Genomic DNA, 17,845 nt, shown 5'->3' with positions numbered 1-17,845 from the left:
TTAACTCTCCTCTGGATCGGGTAGCCTCATGGCGACCGCGGCCACCAGCTCTGCTTTGCCAATGTCCACCGCCCCCGGCTGGACATCGCAAAACAATGCTAAACGTTTCTGAATATCTGGATCGGCAGAGGCCACCCAGGATGAAATACATGCCGCCCCGTCGGACCGGATGTCGGCAGATGTGAGTGTCTCAAGCGTCGCTGACGGTGCGCCTGCCGCTTGTGCGGTGTCTTCCGGGATCTTGGTGATCAGTGGTTTGAGTTGGTCAAGCGGCAGATCCGGCAAATGCTGATCAATTTTGCCCCAAGTGATCCATTGGATCAGCGTTGCGCGGTGCAGGGCGCAACCGGTGCGCAGGGCCAACGCGTCTGGCCCATGTGTCATCAGGCATCCAACAACCCGTTCGGCTGTCGGCGCAAGTGTCAGGGTGGTGTCAGATGAGACCCCTGCGGCCTGCAGAAGCCGGTCCATGATCCGGCCTTCCAGCCTGGGGTTCGCCATGATCTCATCAGCCAGTCCGGGCTGCGGCCATTGCGCTTTCCACCGGGCCACGAGCGCAGGCTGCACCGACGCAAGCGTCGGCGCGTGAAAGCGCTCAAGTGCCTGGCTGAACCCTTGGGACATGATCAGACCTCAGCCTCTTCGCGCACGGGCCGGCCCATTCGGCGGAACCACAGAGTGATAAAGCGCACGGCGGCCATCAGCACAAAGATGATCGCAAGCCCTGCGAAAGGCACCTGCCAGCTCTGCGACGGGCGCGCCTCTTGTGGAACGTCAAGGCCATTGGCCGCGACCACAGAACCCGGTGCGATTGGATCGGCTGTTGGTTCGACCACAAAACCCACGGACAGGAAGTAGTTGGTTGAGATATTCTCAACCTCCAGGCCAGGAACCGCATAGGCCACCAACGCTTTGATCCGAGAGGAATACTCCGCCGGGCTAAAGCTGCGGTCATGGAAGACCGCGATGGAGGCGCGGGCCGGTTCCGTGGTGGCCCCAAACCGTTCTTCTTGCGGGATCACCACATGCACACGGGCGGAATCCACCCCTTTGATGGAGGTGATCGTGCGCGACAATTCTTCGTTCGTGGCATAGGCAAAGCGGATGCGTTCTTCGAACTTGGTGCTGACAACACCCGCATCGCCAAAGACCTCGCCCAGCGTGGCAAAGTTTTCACGCGGCAGGCCTGCGTTTTTCAGCACTGTCACCGCAACCGCGATGTCATCTTTGTCCACAGAGACCGAATAGCTTTGATCCTTGCCCACTTCACGCGAGGCCGGAACACCGGACAGCACCAGAAGGGCGACCATCTCATTGGCGTCATTCTCTGTGAGGTTTGAATAGAGCACCTCTTGGCAACCGGCCAGCATCACAAGCGCTGAGATCAGCGCGATCAGGCGGCAGCGGGCGGTGTTTAACCAATTCAACATCGTCATTTTCTCACATCCTCTTCAACATCCGGCGTCATTCAGCCGGATGTGCTGGTTTGGGCAGGCCAATGCGGACCAGCGGGTGAACGTTAATTTCGGGCGACAGCTCATGCGGGGCCAAGACAGGCAGCATCACACGGTTTGCCGATAGATAGTTACGCAGGCGGCGGCGGAAGGGCGCCGTGATGATCACCACGGGCGTGGGTTCATCGGGCACCAGGCCCGCCACAAATTCCCTCAGTTGCCGCAAGATGCTTTCAGAGACGTCAGCGGTCAGCGGCAACCCGTCCGAGCTTGCCGGGCTGTCATGGCGCGCTGTGGCGTCAATTGCTTCGCGGGCGGCGTGTTCAATGGCCGGATCCAGCAGGACCACGCCCATCACACCCCGCTCAGCCGATAGGGCGTGGCAAATCTGACGCTTGAGGTTGGCGCGGATATATTCGCTCAGCTCCAACGCGCTGGCGGTGCCGTGGGTCTGAAGCCAGGTCAGGAAGGTATCCGCGATGAGCGGGGCAGGGCGCAGCGGCACGCCGTCTTCTGCCAGAAAGCGCAGCGTCTGGAAAAAGATCACGCGGTCTGCGCGTTCCAGGATTTCCTTGTGCAGTACAGGATTTGACCCGGCGAGCTGTTCAAGGAAATGGTCGTAGTGACTGTGGCCAAACAGCGTGCCGACGTTGGTTTCATAGATGCGGAACGCAACGGTCGCGAAATGCGTCTCAACCGAGCTTGGCGGGAATTGCGCGGCTTCTGCCTTGGCGGCGTGGCTTTTTGGGATCCAATAGCCGCCAAATTCATGCCAGCGCACGCGGGTGATGTCCTTGGGATTGCATTCCAAAACGTCCAAGAACGCCTGATCGCAACGCACCAGAATGTTGTCCTCTGGCACGGTTTCGTTCACCAGCGGCACGCCGTCCAGCAGCACCTGGAACAGGCGGTCCATCTTGGCGTTGTCGCGGATGATGTCGACTTTGGGCGGCGCAAAAGACAGCGCGCGCGAATGATCATACCGCTCAAGCAGTTTGGCCAGGGTGCTGTCGATCAGCGTCAGGTCCAGCTCATCCGCCAGCGATCCGCCGATCTGGATGCTGATCCGGTCAGAGCGTTTTGTGGAATCCAGGGGCAGAACGCCGCCCTCAGATTGCTCAACCACGGGTTCTTCGACAGAAGCCTCTCGGGCGGCTTCCTCAGCGTCCAAGGCGGCCTGTTCTTCCTCGCGCTTCGTGGTCAATAGAAGTTTACGCATTGAGTAGGACACGACCAGCAAGACACCGGCGGCAATCACAAAGTTCAGAAGCGGAAAGCCGGGGATCAAGCCAATAAGCACAACGATGCCTGCAGCGGCGGCTGGCACCCGTGGGTCAGACACCAGGTCACGCCAGATGTCGGTGCCCAGATCCACGTTGTCTTTGCCGTCGATCCGCGTGGTTACGATACCGGCGCAAAGCGCCATCAACAGGGCAGGGACCTGAGCCACCAGACCGTCACCCAGCGTCAGCAGAGTGAAGGTGGCCACGGCATCTTCAAACGAGAAGCCAAGATAGAGCATGCCAACTGAGACACCGCCCACCAGGTTGATGAAGATGATGATCAGGCCTGCAATCGCATCGCCCTTCACAAACTTCATCGCACCGTCCATGGAGCCGAAGAACTGGCTTTCACGCTCCAGCTTTTCGCGGCGGTTGGCGGCTTCGGTTTTGTCGATGTTCTCGGCGCGCAAATCAGCGTCGATTGACATTTGCTTGCCCGGCATCGCGTCCAGGGCAAAACGCGCGCTGACCTCAGCGACGCGTTCAGCACCTTTGGTCACAACCAGGAACTGGAACACGGTGATGATCAAAAACACGATCAGACCAATGGCGATGTTGCCGCTGATCACAAAACTACCGAAGGTTTCGATGATTTGACCGGCATCCGCTTCGCTTAGGATTTGGCGGGTGGTCGCAATCGATAGGGCCAGCCGCAAAGCGGTGCCCAAAAGAATAACGGTGGGGAAGGTCGGAAAGTCAGCAGGGTGTTTGAGATACACCGCGACAATCAACAACAGCACAGCAAACGTCAGGTTCAAAGACAGCAAAACATCGAGCATCGTTGGCCCAAGTGGCACGATGATCAAAGCCAGGATCGCGAGGATCAACAGGATTAGGGCTATGTCTTTGCGCACAAGGCCTCACTCTAACGTTCGTTACAACTCTAAACGGGTACAAGGGGCCGGAGAATCCGGCCCCCCGTTTCTTGTTTTCCCGGGGCGATTAGCCGCGAGAAGAGTTCTCATTATCAGTTTTGAAAGGCTCAACCGCCTCTTTGAACTGAACTTTCTTTTCCATCATGGAAACGTAGAGGTCCTGAAAACGCTGCTCGAGAGCGGCTTGGTTGTTGTCGGAACCGCGAACGTCGCCTGCGGGATCGGTATTTGCTACAGTTGGCATAGTGTTAGTCTCCAAGTTTATTGTGTTATTTTTAAGGCTGAGCCCGGTGATTTTTGGGGCTCAGCCAGTTGGGGATGCTTACCAGGCTTCCTGGTTCGCAGTGGCCTTTTGAGCCATATCTGCACCAAGACGGTCCAGAATTCGGGTTGCATCTTCCTGCATGCGGTTCTCAGAATACTTTGTCTGAGGGCCTTCTGCATAAGCTGCCATCAAGCCGCGGATCTGGGACATTGCCATGTCCATTGGATCGGCGCCGCGGCGTGCGTAGACAACAGTCGGTGCGGGCTCATAGCCTTCCATCGCAGGATGGGAGTCCATTGCATTGAGACCCTGTGCCGTCAGTGCTTTGACCTCTGCGACGAACTCTTGCAGAGCGTTCATCACAGTTGATTTCAGGTTGCTGATCAATGTGTTGATCTGTGCCTGAATGTCAGCACCAGCTGTTTCAGCCTTTGGTGCAGGTGCTGCAACATAACCGCCACGGTTGATGATCACATCAACATCGACGTCCACATCGATATCAACATCGACGTCTACGTTTTTGTCACCGCCGCCCACATGGCCGCCGTCACCGTTGCCGCCACCGTTGGCAGGCTTGCCGGCTTCAAACTGGTTGAAGTTTGCAAAGTCAGTGTCGAACAGACCAGAGACTTCGTATTCCTTCACAGTTTCCTTATCACCTTTCTGGGTGATGTTGCCGTGCAGGTCCTCGATGGCACCGCCACCCTGAGTTCCTTTGCCTCTATCGCCGTTCCGTGCTTGGCCGTCACCGTCTACTGTGGTGCCCCACAGACCGTCAGGCAGAACCTTGTCGGATACAGCGTTTTCGGAGGTGATCTTGATGTTGTTGATCCACTCGCCTGATTTACTGTTCTTGGCAAAGTTATCGAAGGTGATGGTATATTCACCAGCCTGGACTGTGATGTGACCTTTGTCGTTCACGGTGACCGCGCCATCCAGATAGGACCCTTCTGCACCTTTGGCGATATGCTCACCATTGATGTCCATGGAGCCATCTTTGTTGATGGTGATCTGGTCGTGTCCGATGGTCAGGCCAACCTGCTCAACAACTGTTGTGCCAGGGTTGTTCCACGCTTTGAAAGAGGCGTTCATCTGCACGCCCTGATCAGACAGGATGTTGTAGACTTTGCCAGCTTCGCCCTGAACGTCGTACTTGCCGCCGTCAGCGCCTACAAAGTGGGGGTCGCCCCAGATGCGGCCATGCTCAACCTTGATTGGGTCCATGTGCTCTGGTGGGCAATCGTGGCCATCATCGCCATCTTTGCCGTCCTTACCATCAACGCCATCACGACCGTCTTTGCCGTCCTTACCATCAACGCCATCACGACCGTCTTTGCCGTCCTTACCGTCAACGCCATCACGACCGTCTTTGCCGTCCTTACCGTCAACGCCATCACGACCGTCTTTGCCGTCCTTACCGTCAACGCCGTCACGACCGTCTTTGCCGTCCTTACCATCGATGCCGTCACGACCGTCTTTGCCGTCCTTACCATCGATGCCGTCACGACCGTCTTTGCCGTCCTTACCGTCGATGCCATCGCGGCCGTCTTTGCCGTCCTTACCATCGATGCCATCGCGGCCGTTCTTGCCGTCTTTGCCGTCGATGCCGTCACGACCGTCTTTGCCGTCCTTGCCATCAACGCCGTTGCGGCCATCTTTGCCGTCACGGCCATTCATGCCATCGACACCGTCTTTGCCGTCAGCGCCATCTTTGCCGTCTTTACCATCGGTGCCGCGCAGGAAGTGTGCCAGCTCTTGCTCAGTGACTTTCCAGTCGCCGTTCTTGTCAGCGCTTGGGAACAGGGCAGTGCGCAGCTCAGTGTTGCTGACAACGCCGTCGCCGTTCTTGTCGGCTTCTGCGAATGTACCGTCTTTGCCATCCTTGCCGTCGACGCCATCACGGCCGTTGGTGCCGTCCTTGCCATCAACGCCGTCACGACCTGCAGCACCACGTTCACCGCGGTCGCCCTTGTCGCCTTTTTCACCCTGGATGCCCTGGTGCCCACGCTCACCGCGATCACCTTTTTCGCCTTTTTCACCCTGGATGCCCTGGTGCCCACGTTCGCCGCGATCACCTTTTTCGCCTTTTTCACCTTGGATGCCCTGGTGTCCACGCTCACCGCGTTCACCTTGCTCACCCTTCATGCCGCGTTCGCCGCGATCACCCTTTTCGCCTTTTTCACCCTGGAGGCCCTGGTGTCCGCGTTCACCGCGATCGCCCTTTTCGCCCTGGATGCCCTGATGACCGCGATCACCTTTGTCGCCTTTTTCGCCCTTTTCACCCTGAGGGCCCTGAGGACCAGGCTTTACCGGGAAGATGATGTGGCCGTAGTCCTTTTGGAACTGTTCAAAGCCTTTCGTCATCATCTCATGTGGGTTGGACCCACCTTTGTTCCATGCTTTGTCAAACGCACGGTGATCGTTACCGTTCTGATTGACTGGTGCACCACCACCAAACTTATCAATTCTAGTCACAGTTTTCCCCTTCAGAGTGTTTACTGGTTGCTGTCATTCTCAACAGCGGAGACTTCAGCGTTCTCCGCTTCCAATTTGCCGCCCCGCCGCACACGCACTTGAGGTTCGACAAATATTTCTTCCGGCTGCAGCGTGGCGATGATGCTTTCGCTGATGGCCAGGTATTTAACGGGTCCGGAAATAACCAAGGCATTGCCGTCGGCCACTTCGGAGATATCGAATTCAGGAACAACAAGTCCGGCTTCATCGAGCGCGCTCAATGCGGCGGTAGATGATACATCGCCCAGACGGATCAACCGAACAGTACGGTCCTGAATGGGCGATAGGTGAACCTGTCCATTGAATTGAAAGGCATCGAGGTTCATGGACTGAGACAGCTGAGAGACAATGTCATCCCGTGTTCCCGTCAAATACAAATTTTCCAATCGTTGCCGCGATGAACGGTGACCAGAAAATTCGACATCAATTTCAGAACCGATAGTGTCGAGCGCTTCAGCCATTGGCATATTGAATACAACGAATTCAAAATTACTCGCCAAGACCGGAGCCGGCGCGCACAAAACCACTGCGGACACGAGGTTCCGAATGGTCTTTCCTTTCGTCATCGTTTGCATACCAAACATACTAGTTACTGAACTCCTAACGCCGCGCTTGGCGTTCCTTCTTCTCGACAATTTTCTTAGCATTTGTCGTCAAGTTCCCCAAAGGATTTCCATTTTAAGCCATATATTTCAGTTAATTAACTTCACTCAGGAAACAGTCTCCGATGGCGTTTACAAACTGTCACTTGCGGGGAAATTCACGCGCCTCATTCTCGCCGAATCAACTTGCTGAAAAATTGAGGAAATAAATGCAAAAAGGGCCCCAATTTTGGGGCCCCAGAAAACGATATTTAGGATAGTTTATTTTCTAAAAAGAATAGCGCGGGCGTTCTTAATTTGACCTGCACGAATAAAGGCCACACCAACTGCTTTCCAATCGGAAAGGGTGACGTTTCCACTGCGAGATTTACGCAAACGCAGCAGCAATTCGGCGGCTTTGCCAGGACGGCCCAACAGCGCCAGCGCGCGGGCCTTCAGGCGCAACGCTTCGGCGTCATTTGGGTTCAGCCAAACCACAATACGCAGCAGTTTCTCTGCTGTCGCTGCGCGGCCATAGCTGAGATAGAATGCAGACATCTGGCGCAGTGTATCAACTTCGGTCAGTGATACGTTCTGCGGAATGGCGTCTGCGAAGTCTCTGTTGTGGACAGTTGCGGTCATCCAAGCTCTCCTGTCCGTAAAATGCGCAGGTGTTCATAATCGCGAGCCAACTCGCCCAACTCAGCGAAAGCATCGCTCAGATCGGGGTTGTTCAATGCGCCTGCGGCTTCCACATGCGTCAGAAAAATATGTGCCAAGTCACCTGCGATTTCGGAATCGCTCCGGCTGTAGAAGCTTTTGAGATCATGGGCAAAAAGCACGCTGGGCGAATCCGCCTCAGGCTCCGACATCTCGCCCAGTGGCAGACGTGGGGGCTGGCGATTGGCCACAACAGATGTGATGAAGTTCTCATGCCGCGCTTCGGGCTTTTCCTCAACGTCACGCTGGAACAGCTTTGACTTGCCAAGCTCATCGGCCTTTTGGCGCAAATCAGCAAGTGACGTGCCGCGGCCTGGGGTTGCAATTCCGACCATTAGGAAAGCTCTCCCGTAACAAGATCCACACGAATGCTTTCGCCGTCGCGCTCAAGTGTGATTTCGTTTTGCGTCACGTCCGTGAGGGTCCAGCCATCAATGACGTTCTGGCCCAGGCGTACTTCCGCACCGTTTTCCAAATAGACACCTGCAGGTTCGGACAGGCGCACCATTGAAACGGTCGGCACCATATCCAGCTTTGGGCTGCGCTTTAATTTCCAAAGCGTCGTTGGCATATCCGCTTGTGCATCAATCCAGGTCTGCATGGCGCGCACGGAGGTGACATCTTCGTCAGAAATACGCCCGGTCAAACGCAAAAGACCACTTGATAACTCATCAATGCGGATGTGATCCGCCAATTCGAATTCAACCAGACGTTCCTGAACCTGAACCGTCCAATCCGTTTCTACCTTTTCAATAACTGCCGTCGGCTGCGCCGTAGGGTTATTTAGCGTCACGTAGTGGTTGTCGGAAAAATTCGATGGCCCGCTCATAACAAAGGCAGCAAAAAGTGCCACGAAGAATCCAGCAAATGACGTGACCAATACCGGGTCATGACGGAAAAAACGGCCAGCGCTGCTGTACGTGGCGGCCTTCACCTTGCTGGTTTTGCCTGCAACTTTTTCGTCAGCGCGGCGCAGCACGATGCGGGTCTCACCTACATTGACGGTCAAGGGCAATGTCTGGTCCGTCAGCGTCTCACCGGCGGCCAATGTGGCGTCTGCCACGGTAAGCGCGCCGTCTGCCGCGTGAACGTCGGCCAGCGTGCCAAAGGCGGAGCGGAAGAAGTTGATCTTAACGTTCTTTGGGGTCGCCGCGTCATCAAGCAGCACCACATCATTGGCACCGTCAGCGCCAAAGCTCAGCTCGCTCACGCGGAGCTTTCTTGAAAGCCCGGCCTGAAAGCCTGACGTGATATCTACCTGAATATCCGTATCTTTCGCCGCGTCAGTCACGACGCGACGGGCTTTGCCCACCATCCCAGCGACAATGCGCTGGTGAGAAGAAACACCTGCAAAGGCCATTCAATACTATCCGATCAGCTGCCGCGCAGAACTTGGCTGACATCGCGCTGTACGTTCTGCGCGATCTTCCAAGCGATCTGGTAATGGGTCAGCTCAAAATACAAAGACTGAATGCGGGTTTCGAGGGTCTGACCCTCGGCTGCAGACGCGGCTTCCGTGTCTGGCTGCGCACCGCCATTCATGTCGATTTTTGCTTGTCCAACGCTGCCACCGTATTCAGCGGAAAAACCTTCGCCAGCGGTTTCAGAGGTGGACTGTGGGGATGGGCGGTTCGCGATCTGAGAAATGCCGCGGTCCAAGACATCCAAAAACTCATTTTGGTTCACCTCACCTGCGCCATTGGCGTGGGCAGGCTTCATCGGTTCCAAAGCGGTTGGAGACCCAATTGCGGAAACAGCATCTGTCATCGTTACTTCACTCTTCAATACATCTGCACCGTGTGGTGCGGGATTAGTCCTCGTTGACGTCTTCGAGAACGTCGTCGATCAATTCGGACTCGAACCAAAATTGAGCGAATTCTTCGACCAGCATTTCTTCTTGTTCTGCCGTCATGCCCTGGTTGGCTACTGCGCCGTTGGCATTTCCGCCTTCGTTAATTGGATCCATCTCTCAACCCCTTGTTTGACACCTTTTCCCCCGCCTGTTTGGGTAATTGGTAATGCCCTTGGCGGCAAGAAATGTTCGAAAATGTGGCGTTATTGTCGGATGCGGCGAAACAATGCTGGGGTTCTGAATTCCGCTGTTTCGGATTAACCATTTAATATTCGTTAAGACCTCCGGCGATTCGATCAAACGTGCCGAAAATGTGCCGGCGCTGATTTGGACAGTCTCCGTGATTTGTTTGTAAATTCGGTGACGCAAATCGGGGCATTTCAAGGCATGTCAGGGGGGCAGGGGCTCGGTATCGATCCGTGCTTTTTCGGGGGGGGCCGGAAAGCTTGCCCGGCGGGGCAGCGCCACATCCGGGCGGCAGCATCGGCCAAAGAAAAAGGCTGCGTGATTGCTCACACAGCCTTTGAAATCTTTGGCTCCGGCGGTAGGGATCGAACCTACGACCAATTGATTAACAGAATTTGGGTACATCAATGAGATCAGCTGCTTACGCGACCAGTTGAGCGCCAATCAACTGCTACCGCCACAGAACCCACTGTAAGAACATAAGAAATAATGACCGGGCAAGCGAAGCCGGTTTGGTGACCAAGAAGTGACCAAACTTGCTGAGTTATCCACAGGGTGAGCTGGACAGAGTTCTGATCTCTGGAATGATGTTTGCATATGAAAAGAGAAATCAAATTTCGAGCTTGGGATAGTTACAAGAAGGAGATGCGACCGCCATCGAAACTTCGACAGCAATACGTTCACTTTCCGAAGTGTTTCAAACCACTCCAGTTCACAGGCCTCACCGATAAAAATGGTGTCGAGATCTACGAAGGCGACATTCTGTTACTCACTGACAACCGCCATACCAACTACATTGACAGCCAGGGACGTGTTCTTAACCTGACTGACACCGGAACGGGTGAGGTGAGTTTCCGATACGGTTGTTTCTATGTCGGTGGGTCTGTCCAAAACAGCGTGTACGAATTAGTGACAATTTCTGACCGTCAAGCTGAAGTCATAGATAACATCTACGAGAACCCCGAAATGATGAAACTGGATACTTGAACAAACCTCGAACATAGCCTATTTGGTGAGTGGAAGACGTATGTCAAGTCAAAGCCCTGCCCAGTGCAGGGCTTTTGTCGTTCTGCGGGCCTTCACTCATTACATCTCATACAGGATATCTGATGTCAGAAGACGAACGTCTTCTGGTCGAGTTTCTGCTGAAGGCGATCCTCATCGTTCTTCAGTGGTGGCTCAACCGGAAAGACTAACTCTACCCATGCGCTGATCCCACACGGCGCGTGACGTATTGGCAACGAATTTGAGTGGGTGGGAGAGGTGTGTTCAACGCTCAGCGAGGGTGACCAAAAAGTGACCAGCCACATACTTCGGCATCGGCCTAGAAACAAAAAAGCCCTCTAAGGCGTCCACCTTAAAGGGCTTTTTATGGCTCCGGCGGTAGGGATCGAACCTACGACCAATTGATTAACAGTCAACTGCTCTACCGCTGAGCTACGCCGGAACGGTTTGGGCGATATAGCAGTGAGATTTTGGCAGGTCCAGAGGGTTTTGCTGTGAAAATTCAGAAATTTTCAGCCACCCTCCGTTACGCGTTCAAAGATGGCATCTGATCGCAAGTCCCCTTGCGGAGCTACCTGTGATTTTCCCATTAAATCAACGAGATGGGCCAGCACGTTGCGCGCCGCTGCCCCCAGCAGGGCGGGCGGTGTGTCTGCATAGATCTGGCGCGCAAGCGCTTGGGCCGTTGCTGGCTTTATCGCCAAAGCCTCCAGAATGGCGGCTTCGCGGGCGCGTCGATGCGCCACCAGCCAGGCCAGCCGCGCGCCGGGATCATCGACCGGTGCGCCGTGTCCGGGGTAGAACACCCGCCACGCGCGCGCCTCCAGCTTGGCGCATGAGGTCATGAAGTCCGTCAGATCACCGTCCGGCGGAGAGACAAGCGAGGATGCCCACCCCATCACGTGATCGGCCGTGAAACAGGCGCTGCCCCAGGCAAAAGACAGGTGATTGCCGATATGCCCCGGCGTATGCAGCGCCTCCAGCGTCCAGCCATCGCCGTCGATCGTTTCCCCATCGGCGAGCGACCGGTCGGGGATAAAATCCTTATCAATGCCTTCGCCACCGCCCATCAGGCCGGATTGCGCCAGTTGTTGCATAACCACAGATCGCCCGGCCTCGGCACTTCCAAAGGCCAACACCGGCGCGCCTGTCTTCTCTGAGAGGGGGCGCGCCAAGGGCGAATGATCCAGATGCGTGTGGGTTACCAGGATATGACTGATGTGCTGACCCGGTTCGACATTGTCCAATATTGCCGCGAGATGCGCCTCGCTTGCGGGGCCGGGATCAATCACCGCCAGCCCCTTGGTGCCCAAGACATAGGTGTTGGTGCCGCGATAGGTCATGGGCGACGGGTTCGGGGCCACGATCCGGCGCAGACCCGGCTCAAGCACTTCGGCCACCCCAATCGCGGGGTCAAAGTCATCTGGTGGCAACATTCATTGACCCTTTCATAGGCGCAGGCAGCGCTCTATGACTTAGCGCATCATGTTTGTCTGGCTCAAACGATATCTGCCACGGGGCATCTATGGCCGTGCCGCGCTGATCCTGCTGCTGCCTGTGGTGATTATCCAGTTGGTGGTCATGGTGGTCTTTGCCCAGCGACATTTTCAGGGCGTGACCTATCAGATGACCGACACGATCCTGCGAGAGATTGAGCTGATCATGCCGGTGGTGGAAGACGCGTCAGATCAGGGTGCCGTCACCGAAGACGTGGCCACAAGGTTTGCGCCGCTGAACATTCAGGTTGTCCCCGTGCCAGGGGACGCGGTGCCGCAAACCAGCCTGATGGTGTGGTATGACTATTCAGGCCGGGTGATTGTTGAACGGTTGACCGAGAGATTGCCGGGATTTCTGGCAGTTGATTTAGAAACCAACAGGTTGGTGCGCATCTTTGTGCAGACCGGTTTGGGACCGTTGGAGTTTCAGGTGGACCGCCGCCGCATGTCGGCCAGCAATCCCCATCAACTCTTTGTCTATACGATCTTTTTCGGCGTGGTGATGACCTTCATTGCGTCTATCTATCTGCGCAACCAGCTCAGACCCATCAAACGCCTGGCGCGCGCGGCTGAGGCCTTTGGCCGAGGGCGGCATTTGCCCTATTCACCTGCAGGGGCGGTGGAGGTGCGCAGCGCTGGCAACGCCTTTGTCGACATGCGTGCGCGTATTGAGCGCCAGATTGAACAGCGCACCCTGATGTTGTCGGGTGTCAGCCACGATCTGCGGACCCCGCTCACCCGGATGCGGTTGCGCCTGTCGATGCTGGATGGCGAAGACATCGACCCGTTGCTGGATGACGTCGCCGACATGCAAGGGATGCTGGATGAGTTCCTCGATTTCTCAAAAGGTGCGACAGAAGGCACGCCAGAGGCTGTGGACCCGCATGAATTTGTGGCCCAAACCGTGGCCGATGCGCAGAACGCTGGCCGCGATGTGACCTTGCTGCCGGATGAGGGGCAGGGGACAGGTGTGGTGATGCTGCGGCGGACGGCGATGCGGCGGGCGGTGGATAACCTGCTGTCGAATGCCGTACGCTATGGCGCGCGCGCCGAGGTGTCCGTGATGCTGAGTGACAAGACCTTGCGCATCCGCGTTGAAGACGATGGCCCCGGCATTCCCGAAGACCGCCGCGAGGAAGCTGCACGCCCCTTTACCCGTCTGGATCCTGCCCGCAACCAGGACAAGGGCGGCGGCGTGGGGCTGGGGCTGGCCATCGCCACGGACATTGCCCGCGCACATGGGGGCGTGCTGCGACTAGGCGAATCCCAGCGGTTGGGTGGGTTGCGTGCGGACATCGTCATCGCGCGCTAAGGCCCGCAGCGCCTCTGTTTCTCAGACTGAGGTTGCGCTGTGACAGCTCAAAGCACCCGAGGACACGCATAACTGACCCAGCGGCACAATTGCCAGACCGCGCCCGGTTTGCCAAACCTAGGTCCAGCAACGAAGGAGCCTGCCGTGTCCCCCTATGAAATGATCAAAGATCACCTTGATAAAGCGATCCCCTTTGCCAACCATGTTGGCGTCAGACTGCTTGAAATCGGGGACGGCTCTGCCAGCGCGGAGCTGGATCAACGCGGTGAGGTGGGAAACCACATCGGGTCCATGCACGCAGGGGCCATGTTCACCCTGGGCGAGGCTGCCTCAGGCGCGGCTCTGGCCGGTGCTTTTGGCCCTGCCATCCTGCAAATGCGCCCCGTGGCGGCCACAGCAGGCATCACCTACAAGAAGGTCGCCAAGGGGCTGCTGACAGCGCATGCCAAGGCGTCACTGCCCGCCGCTGAATTGATGCAGGCCATCGAAGACACCGGGAAAGTGGCCTTTGACATCCATGTCGATATCCAGGACGCAGAAGGCGACACCGTGGTGGAGATGGTGGTGAACTGGTATGTCAGCAAACAGCGGTGAAATGGTAGGCCCGGCAGGACTTGAACCCGCAACCAAAGCGTTATGAGCGCTCTGCTCTAACCAATTGAGCTACAGGCCCGCCATGCCGCTTGGGTATGCCCGCAGCGGCGGTTCGTCAAGCCTTGGGCGTGCGGTCTTTTTCTTTGCTCGAAATTGCTTTGCCGGTCCCGCGCCGCTGCGCCGCGCATGTTTGCGGCCCATTCAGATGTTCCCGTCAGGGTAGCAGTGCCTGCCCCGATTTGAGGGCGCCCTGTGAGTTTCCTGTGGATAACTCCCGTTTCAGCGGCTCAATCCCATACATTATGTTGACGTCAGCCCTTCGTTCTTAACAATATAGACCAGCGCAGGCGAAAAGCTGCTGAATTGGCTGCGCAGATAACAAGACTTAGTTGGGGGACTTGAGTATGAACTTTCTGAAAAACAACATCTCGTGGATGGCACCGACCGCTGCCTTACTGCTTGTGGCAACAGGCTTTGTCGGTGGGGGAGACGGTCTGCCGTTCTTTCAGAAACAGACGGCGGAAGCCCCACAACAAGAGCCGGTGGTCGCGCCGGCGGTTCAGGCGCAACCCAAGGTTGACAGGTTGACAGCCTCTGTTGAGGCCGCTTTGGACCCGCAGGCGACCACCGCTTTGCCCCAGACCGATACCGAGATTGTCGCCGCCCTTCAGGCCGCGCGCACGCAGCAGGCCGAGGATGAAGTCACACGCAGCGCCCCCGTTGATCTGTTGCAGGTGGCCCCGGTGCCCCAGCCGGCTGCGGTTGAGCGCACGCCAACCCCGCAGGTTGATACCGAAAGCGCTGCGGCGTTCTTTAACTCCGCGCAAAGCAACCTCGCGGTTGCAGACGCCTGTGGTGAGGATCTGCGGGCGCTGGCCGGTCAGGCACGCATCTATTTCCCCGCCGGTGCCGCTGCTGGAGAAGAGGCAGGCTTTAACGCAGCCCGCTTGATCGGCATCGTGGCGCGCGACTGCCCGGGCTATTCGGTTCAGGTCGAAGGGCATTCTGACCCTTCCGGTGATCCGCGCACCAATCAGGTGCTGAGCGAAAAGCGTGCCCAGGCTGTGATCAGCCGCTTGGCCGCCTCCGGGATCGATACCACGAACTTCTTTGCCGTAGGCTTTGGCGATACGCGTCCTTCGCGGGTACAGGGGCCAAACGGTGCCGCCTATTACGACCGCCGGGTTGAATTCTCCATCGTGGAAAGCGCGCAGCGGGTCAGCTTCTCTGCCCAGCCCAGCCCGTGGCAGCCGAACGTGTCGGCCTGTGCGGCAGAGCTGGATCAAAAGGCCCAGCAGATGCGCCAGTTCTATGCACCAGGCTCCATCACCGTGCCGACAAACGATCTGGAAGCCGTGTTCCAACTCGCGGCAGAAGTGACGCGCTGTGATGGCGCGCGGCTGCGGCTTGTGGGCCAGCACTCAGATGAGCCTGGCACACGCGAAGACATCAGAACCGGTCGTCTGCGGGCGCTTGCGATGATGAGCTCTCTTGTCGCGGCAGGGCTGCCAAGCGATCAGATCCTGATCGGCGCGCCGTCCTATTCGGTCAACGTGCCGGGCCAGCCGGGTTTGCCCAACAGCCGGATTGATTTTCAGGTCATCTCTGATTGATCTCTTACGCTGCTGCGTTTCACCGCTCGGCCTCATGCCGGCTCGGACGGTGATACGCAACAAACCCTAGGGTCAGGACTCATTCATTTCGCGCCACTGGTTTGACAGATTTTTCTTGTGACAAGGCACATCTGCGCAGGAACTCTTGTTGAATTTCAAGCAGATGTAACGCAGCTCATGGGGAAAATCCGTCAAATCCGAAGGACGACAAAACCGCTTCCTTTCAGCGGCATGAGCCATTTGCAATGAACCCGTTCTGCGCGGACATGTCTCAAACCACTGAAACTTCGCGGTTTTGACGCCAGCGGCACGAAATGAATGGGTCCTGACCCTAGACCGGATATCAAAACAAAGAGGTGCCTCTCGCGCCTCTTTTTTGCAATGCAGCACGCGGTTGCCTGACCTCGGGCAATGGGGTATCGCACCGCAAAGCGACACAGCGGGGATCACACATGACCAAGAACGGGCTAACCTATGCCGATGCGGGTGTGGACATTGACGCAGGCAACGCCCTGGTGGAGCGGATCAAACCCGCCGCCAAGCGTACCATGCGGCCTGGCACAATGTCGGGGCTGGGCGGGTTTGGCGCGCTCTTTGATCTGAAAGGGGCCGGGTTTGAAGATCCGGTGCTTGTGGCGGCAACTGACGGCGTGGGCACCAAACTGCGCATCGCGATTGATACGGGCAATGTGGATGGCATTGGCATTGATCTGGTTGCGATGTGCGTGAATGATCTGGTGTGTCAGGGTGCTGAGCCGCTGTTTTTCCTGGATTATTTCGCCACCGGCAAGTTGGAGCTGGATCAGGCCGCACGGATCATCGAAGGCATTGCAGAAGGCTGCGTGCAGTCAGGCTGCGCGCTGATCGGCGGCGAGACGGCAGAGATGCCTGGCATGTACGGGGCAGGGGATTTCGATCTTGCGGGCTTTGCCGTTGGTGCGATGGAGCGGGGCGCGGAATTGCCCCGCGACGTGCAGGCGGGCGATGTGCTTTTGGGGCTGCCCAGCAATGGGGTGCATTCCAACGGGTATTCTTTGGTGCGCAAAGTTGTGGAACTGAGCGGCTTGGGGTGGGCGGATACCTGTCCCTGGGCTGAGGGTACTTTGGGGGAGGCGTTGCTGACCCCAACAAAGCTCTATGTCAAAGGCGCTGTTGCGGCCCTGCGGGCCGACGCTGTCAGCGCATTGGCCCATATCACCGGCGGTGGCCTGACTGAGAACCTGCCGCGCGTCTTGCCCGAGGGGTTGGGCGCTGAGATTGATTTGGATGCATGGGATTTGCCGCCCGTCTTCGGCTGGCTGTCTGCGCAGGCGGGGCTGGAACCTGCTGAGCTCTTGAAAACCTTCAACGCCGGCATCGGCATGATCGCTGTGGTGGCGCAAGACAAGGTTGACGCCGCCGCCGCGGCCTTTGCCACGGACGGACATGAGGCGGTGCGCATCGGCCAGATCGTTGACGGGGCTGAGGTGACCTATCGGGGTCGCATCCTTTGACAAAGAAGGTCGCGATTTTTCTGTCAGGCGGCGGGTCAAACATGCGCGCGCTGGTCGAGGATATGGGGGCCGATCACCCGGCGCGTCCGGCTGTGATCTTTTCAAACGATGCAGCGGCCGGTGGCATCGCCTGGGCCAAGGCGCAAGGCATCCCTACAGAAACGGTGGATCACCGGCCTTTCAAAGGCGACCGCGCCGCGTTTGAGACGGCAGTGTCACAGGCCCTGGCCAAACACAGCCCCGATATGATCTGTCTTGCCGGTTTCATGCGGATCCTGACGGCGGGGTTTATTGACGCCTGGTCTGGCCGGATGATCAACATCCACCCTTCGCTATTGCCTAAATACAAGGGGCTTCACACCCACGCCCGCGCGCTTGAAGCTGGCGATACTGAGCATGGCTGCACCGTGCATGAAGTCACGGCCGCGCTGGATGATGGCCCGCTTCTGGGGCAGGCGCGCCTTGCGGTGGAGCCGAGCGAAAGCGCGGAGGCTTTGGCCGCGCGGGTGCTGAAGCTCGAACACCAGCTCTATCCAGCGGTGCTGCGGCGGTTTGCTGCGGGGGACCGGACGCCGGTAATGATCACGGGCTGACTGGCCAAG

The 17,845-nt window shown here is 57.3% G+C and carries 18 protein-coding genes and 2 tRNA genes; 6 read left to right on the top strand and 14 right to left on the bottom strand.

Annotated elements, in window-relative coordinates; translation table 11 throughout:
• The 11 genes from ACZ1HM_RS12175 to ACZ1HM_RS12125 form a co-directional block, all read right to left on the bottom strand.
• Positions 1 to 624 carry a hypothetical protein gene (locus ACZ1HM_RS12175; protein WP_472743005.1) on the bottom strand — a complete coding sequence of 208 codons (624 nt, stop codon included), beginning with the start codon at positions 622 to 624 and terminating at the stop codon, positions 1 to 3.
• A 2-nt stretch (positions 625 to 626) separates the two neighbouring features.
• A complete protein-coding gene (gene sctJ, locus ACZ1HM_RS12170; protein ID WP_472743004.1) occupies positions 627 to 1,436 on the bottom strand; it encodes a type III secretion system inner membrane ring lipoprotein SctJ in 810 nt (269 codons plus the stop codon).
• Positions 1,437 to 1,464: 28 nt separating this feature from the next.
• Positions 1,465 to 3,591: an FHIPEP family type III secretion protein gene (locus tag ACZ1HM_RS12165; RefSeq protein ID WP_472743003.1), complete on the bottom strand. Its 2,127-nt coding sequence runs from the start codon at positions 3,589 to 3,591 to the stop codon at positions 1,465 to 1,467.
• A gap of 88 nt (positions 3,592 to 3,679) precedes the next feature.
• On the bottom strand, positions 3,680 to 3,856 hold the full coding sequence (locus tag ACZ1HM_RS12160) for a hypothetical protein (protein ID WP_472743002.1): 177 nt from the start codon (positions 3,854 to 3,856) through the stop codon (positions 3,680 to 3,682).
• A 78-nt stretch (positions 3,857 to 3,934) separates the two neighbouring features.
• Positions 3,935 to 6,352 carry a VWD domain-containing protein gene (locus ACZ1HM_RS12155; protein WP_472743001.1) on the bottom strand — a complete coding sequence of 806 codons (2,418 nt, stop codon included), beginning with the start codon at positions 6,350 to 6,352 and terminating at the stop codon, positions 3,935 to 3,937.
• 20 nt (positions 6,353 to 6,372) lie between these two features.
• Positions 6,373 to 6,975 (bottom strand): hypothetical protein, encoded by a 603-nt coding sequence (locus ACZ1HM_RS12150; RefSeq protein ID WP_472743000.1) that lies wholly within the window; start codon positions 6,973 to 6,975, stop codon positions 6,373 to 6,375.
• 279 nt (positions 6,976 to 7,254) lie between these two features.
• Positions 7,255 to 7,614: a tetratricopeptide repeat protein gene (locus ACZ1HM_RS12145; protein WP_472742999.1), complete on the bottom strand. Its 360-nt coding sequence runs from the start codon at positions 7,612 to 7,614 to the stop codon at positions 7,255 to 7,257.
• Entirely contained in the window at positions 7,611 to 8,027 is a 417-nt protein-coding gene (locus tag ACZ1HM_RS12140; RefSeq protein WP_472742998.1) for a hypothetical protein, read from the bottom strand. The genes ACZ1HM_RS12145 and ACZ1HM_RS12140 overlap by 4 nt, the downstream gene beginning before the upstream one ends.
• The gene (locus tag ACZ1HM_RS12135; protein WP_472742997.1) at positions 8,027 to 9,052 is read right to left on the bottom strand and encodes a hypothetical protein; all 1,026 of its coding nucleotides are present in this window, start codon (positions 9,050 to 9,052) and stop codon (positions 8,027 to 8,029) included. Before ACZ1HM_RS12135 ends, ACZ1HM_RS12140 begins: the two co-directional genes overlap by 1 nt.
• A 14-nt stretch (positions 9,053 to 9,066) precedes the next feature.
• Entirely contained in the window at positions 9,067 to 9,459 is a 393-nt protein-coding gene (locus ACZ1HM_RS12130) for a hypothetical protein (protein WP_472742996.1), read from the bottom strand.
• Between the two features lie 43 nt (positions 9,460 to 9,502).
• A complete protein-coding gene (locus ACZ1HM_RS12125) occupies positions 9,503 to 9,658 on the bottom strand; it encodes a hypothetical protein (protein ID WP_472742995.1) in 156 nt (51 codons plus the stop codon).
• A 669-nt stretch (positions 9,659 to 10,327) separates the two neighbouring features.
• Here ACZ1HM_RS12125 and ACZ1HM_RS12120 point away from each other — a divergent pair.
• On the top strand, positions 10,328 to 10,717 hold the full coding sequence (locus tag ACZ1HM_RS12120; protein ID WP_472742994.1) for a YopX family protein: 390 nt from the start codon (positions 10,328 to 10,330) through the stop codon (positions 10,715 to 10,717).
• A 385-nt stretch (positions 10,718 to 11,102) separates the two neighbouring features.
• On the opposite strand, the gene ACZ1HM_RS12115 is transcribed toward ACZ1HM_RS12120, so the two are convergent.
• Together ACZ1HM_RS12115 and ACZ1HM_RS12110 are read right to left on the bottom strand one after the other, a co-directional pair.
• A tRNA-Asn gene (locus ACZ1HM_RS12115) sits at positions 11,103 to 11,177 on the bottom strand.
• 70 nt (positions 11,178 to 11,247) lie between these two features.
• Positions 11,248 to 12,171 (bottom strand): MBL fold metallo-hydrolase, encoded by a 924-nt coding sequence (locus ACZ1HM_RS12110; protein ID WP_472742993.1) that lies wholly within the window; start codon positions 12,169 to 12,171, stop codon positions 11,248 to 11,250.
• Positions 12,172 to 12,217: 46 nt separating this feature from the next.
• Between ACZ1HM_RS12110 and ACZ1HM_RS12105 the strand changes: the two genes are divergently transcribed.
• Both ACZ1HM_RS12105 and ACZ1HM_RS12100 read left to right on the top strand, forming a co-directional pair.
• A complete protein-coding gene (locus ACZ1HM_RS12105) occupies positions 12,218 to 13,543 on the top strand; it encodes an ATP-binding protein (RefSeq protein WP_472744613.1) in 1,326 nt (441 codons plus the stop codon).
• A 144-nt stretch (positions 13,544 to 13,687) separates the two neighbouring features.
• Complete coding sequence (locus ACZ1HM_RS12100; protein WP_472742992.1) at positions 13,688 to 14,137, top strand: DUF4442 domain-containing protein; 450 nt, start codon at positions 13,688 to 13,690, stop codon at positions 14,135 to 14,137.
• Between the two features lie 2 nt (positions 14,138 to 14,139).
• Here ACZ1HM_RS12100 and ACZ1HM_RS12095 read toward each other — a convergent pair.
• A tRNA-Ile gene (locus ACZ1HM_RS12095) sits at positions 14,140 to 14,216 on the bottom strand.
• A 325-nt stretch (positions 14,217 to 14,541) separates the two neighbouring features.
• On the opposite strand from ACZ1HM_RS12095, the gene ACZ1HM_RS12090 reads away from it, so the two are divergent.
• From ACZ1HM_RS12090 to purN, 3 genes are all read left to right on the top strand, one after another.
• A complete protein-coding gene (locus ACZ1HM_RS12090) occupies positions 14,542 to 15,750 on the top strand; it encodes an OmpA family protein (RefSeq protein ID WP_472742991.1) in 1,209 nt (402 codons plus the stop codon).
• A 452-nt stretch (positions 15,751 to 16,202) separates the two neighbouring features.
• Entirely contained in the window at positions 16,203 to 17,243 is a 1,041-nt protein-coding gene (gene purM / locus ACZ1HM_RS12085) for a phosphoribosylformylglycinamidine cyclo-ligase (RefSeq protein ID WP_472742990.1), read from the top strand.
• Positions 17,240 to 17,836: a phosphoribosylglycinamide formyltransferase gene (purN, locus tag ACZ1HM_RS12080; protein WP_472742989.1), complete on the top strand. Its 597-nt coding sequence runs from the start codon at positions 17,240 to 17,242 to the stop codon at positions 17,834 to 17,836. Before purM ends, purN begins: the two co-directional genes overlap by 4 nt.
• Positions 17,837 to 17,845 lie beyond the last annotated feature (9 nt).

This window comes from Sulfitobacter sp. GN1-4 (genome assembly GCF_055693825.1).
This window is presented reverse-complemented; position numbering and strand designations above follow the sequence as displayed.

Coding starts and splice junctions, on each gene's coding strand:
- ACZ1HM_RS12140 (WP_472742998.1), bottom strand. CDS start 8,027: ATGGTCGGAATTGCAACCCCAGGCCGCGGCACGTCACTTGCTGATTTG.
- ACZ1HM_RS12125 (WP_472742995.1), bottom strand. CDS start 9,658: ATGGATCCAATTAACGAAGGCGGAAATGCCAACGGCGCAGTAGCCAAC.
- ACZ1HM_RS12150 (WP_472743000.1), bottom strand. CDS start 6,975: ATGTTTGGTATGCAAACGATGACGAAAGGAAAGACCATTCGGAACCTC.
- ACZ1HM_RS12145 (WP_472742999.1), bottom strand. CDS start 7,614: ATGACCGCAACTGTCCACAACAGAGACTTCGCAGACGCCATTCCGCAG.
- purM (WP_472742990.1), top strand. CDS start 16,203: ATGACCAAGAACGGGCTAACCTATGCCGATGCGGGTGTGGACATTGAC.
- ACZ1HM_RS12120 (WP_472742994.1), top strand. CDS start 10,328: ATGAAAAGAGAAATCAAATTTCGAGCTTGGGATAGTTACAAGAAGGAG.
- ACZ1HM_RS12110 (WP_472742993.1), bottom strand. CDS start 12,171: ATGTTGCCACCAGATGACTTTGACCCCGCGATTGGGGTGGCCGAAGTG.
- ACZ1HM_RS12130 (WP_472742996.1), bottom strand. CDS start 9,459: ATGACAGATGCTGTTTCCGCAATTGGGTCTCCAACCGCTTTGGAACCG.
- ACZ1HM_RS12090 (WP_472742991.1), top strand. CDS start 14,542: ATGAACTTTCTGAAAAACAACATCTCGTGGATGGCACCGACCGCTGCC.
- ACZ1HM_RS12175 (WP_472743005.1), bottom strand. CDS start 624: ATGTCCCAAGGGTTCAGCCAGGCACTTGAGCGCTTTCACGCGCCGACG.
- ACZ1HM_RS12160 (WP_472743002.1), bottom strand. CDS start 3,856: ATGCCAACTGTAGCAAATACCGATCCCGCAGGCGACGTTCGCGGTTCC.
- ACZ1HM_RS12135 (WP_472742997.1), bottom strand. CDS start 9,052: ATGGCCTTTGCAGGTGTTTCTTCTCACCAGCGCATTGTCGCTGGGATG.
- sctJ (WP_472743004.1), bottom strand. CDS start 1,436: ATGACGATGTTGAATTGGTTAAACACCGCCCGCTGCCGCCTGATCGCG.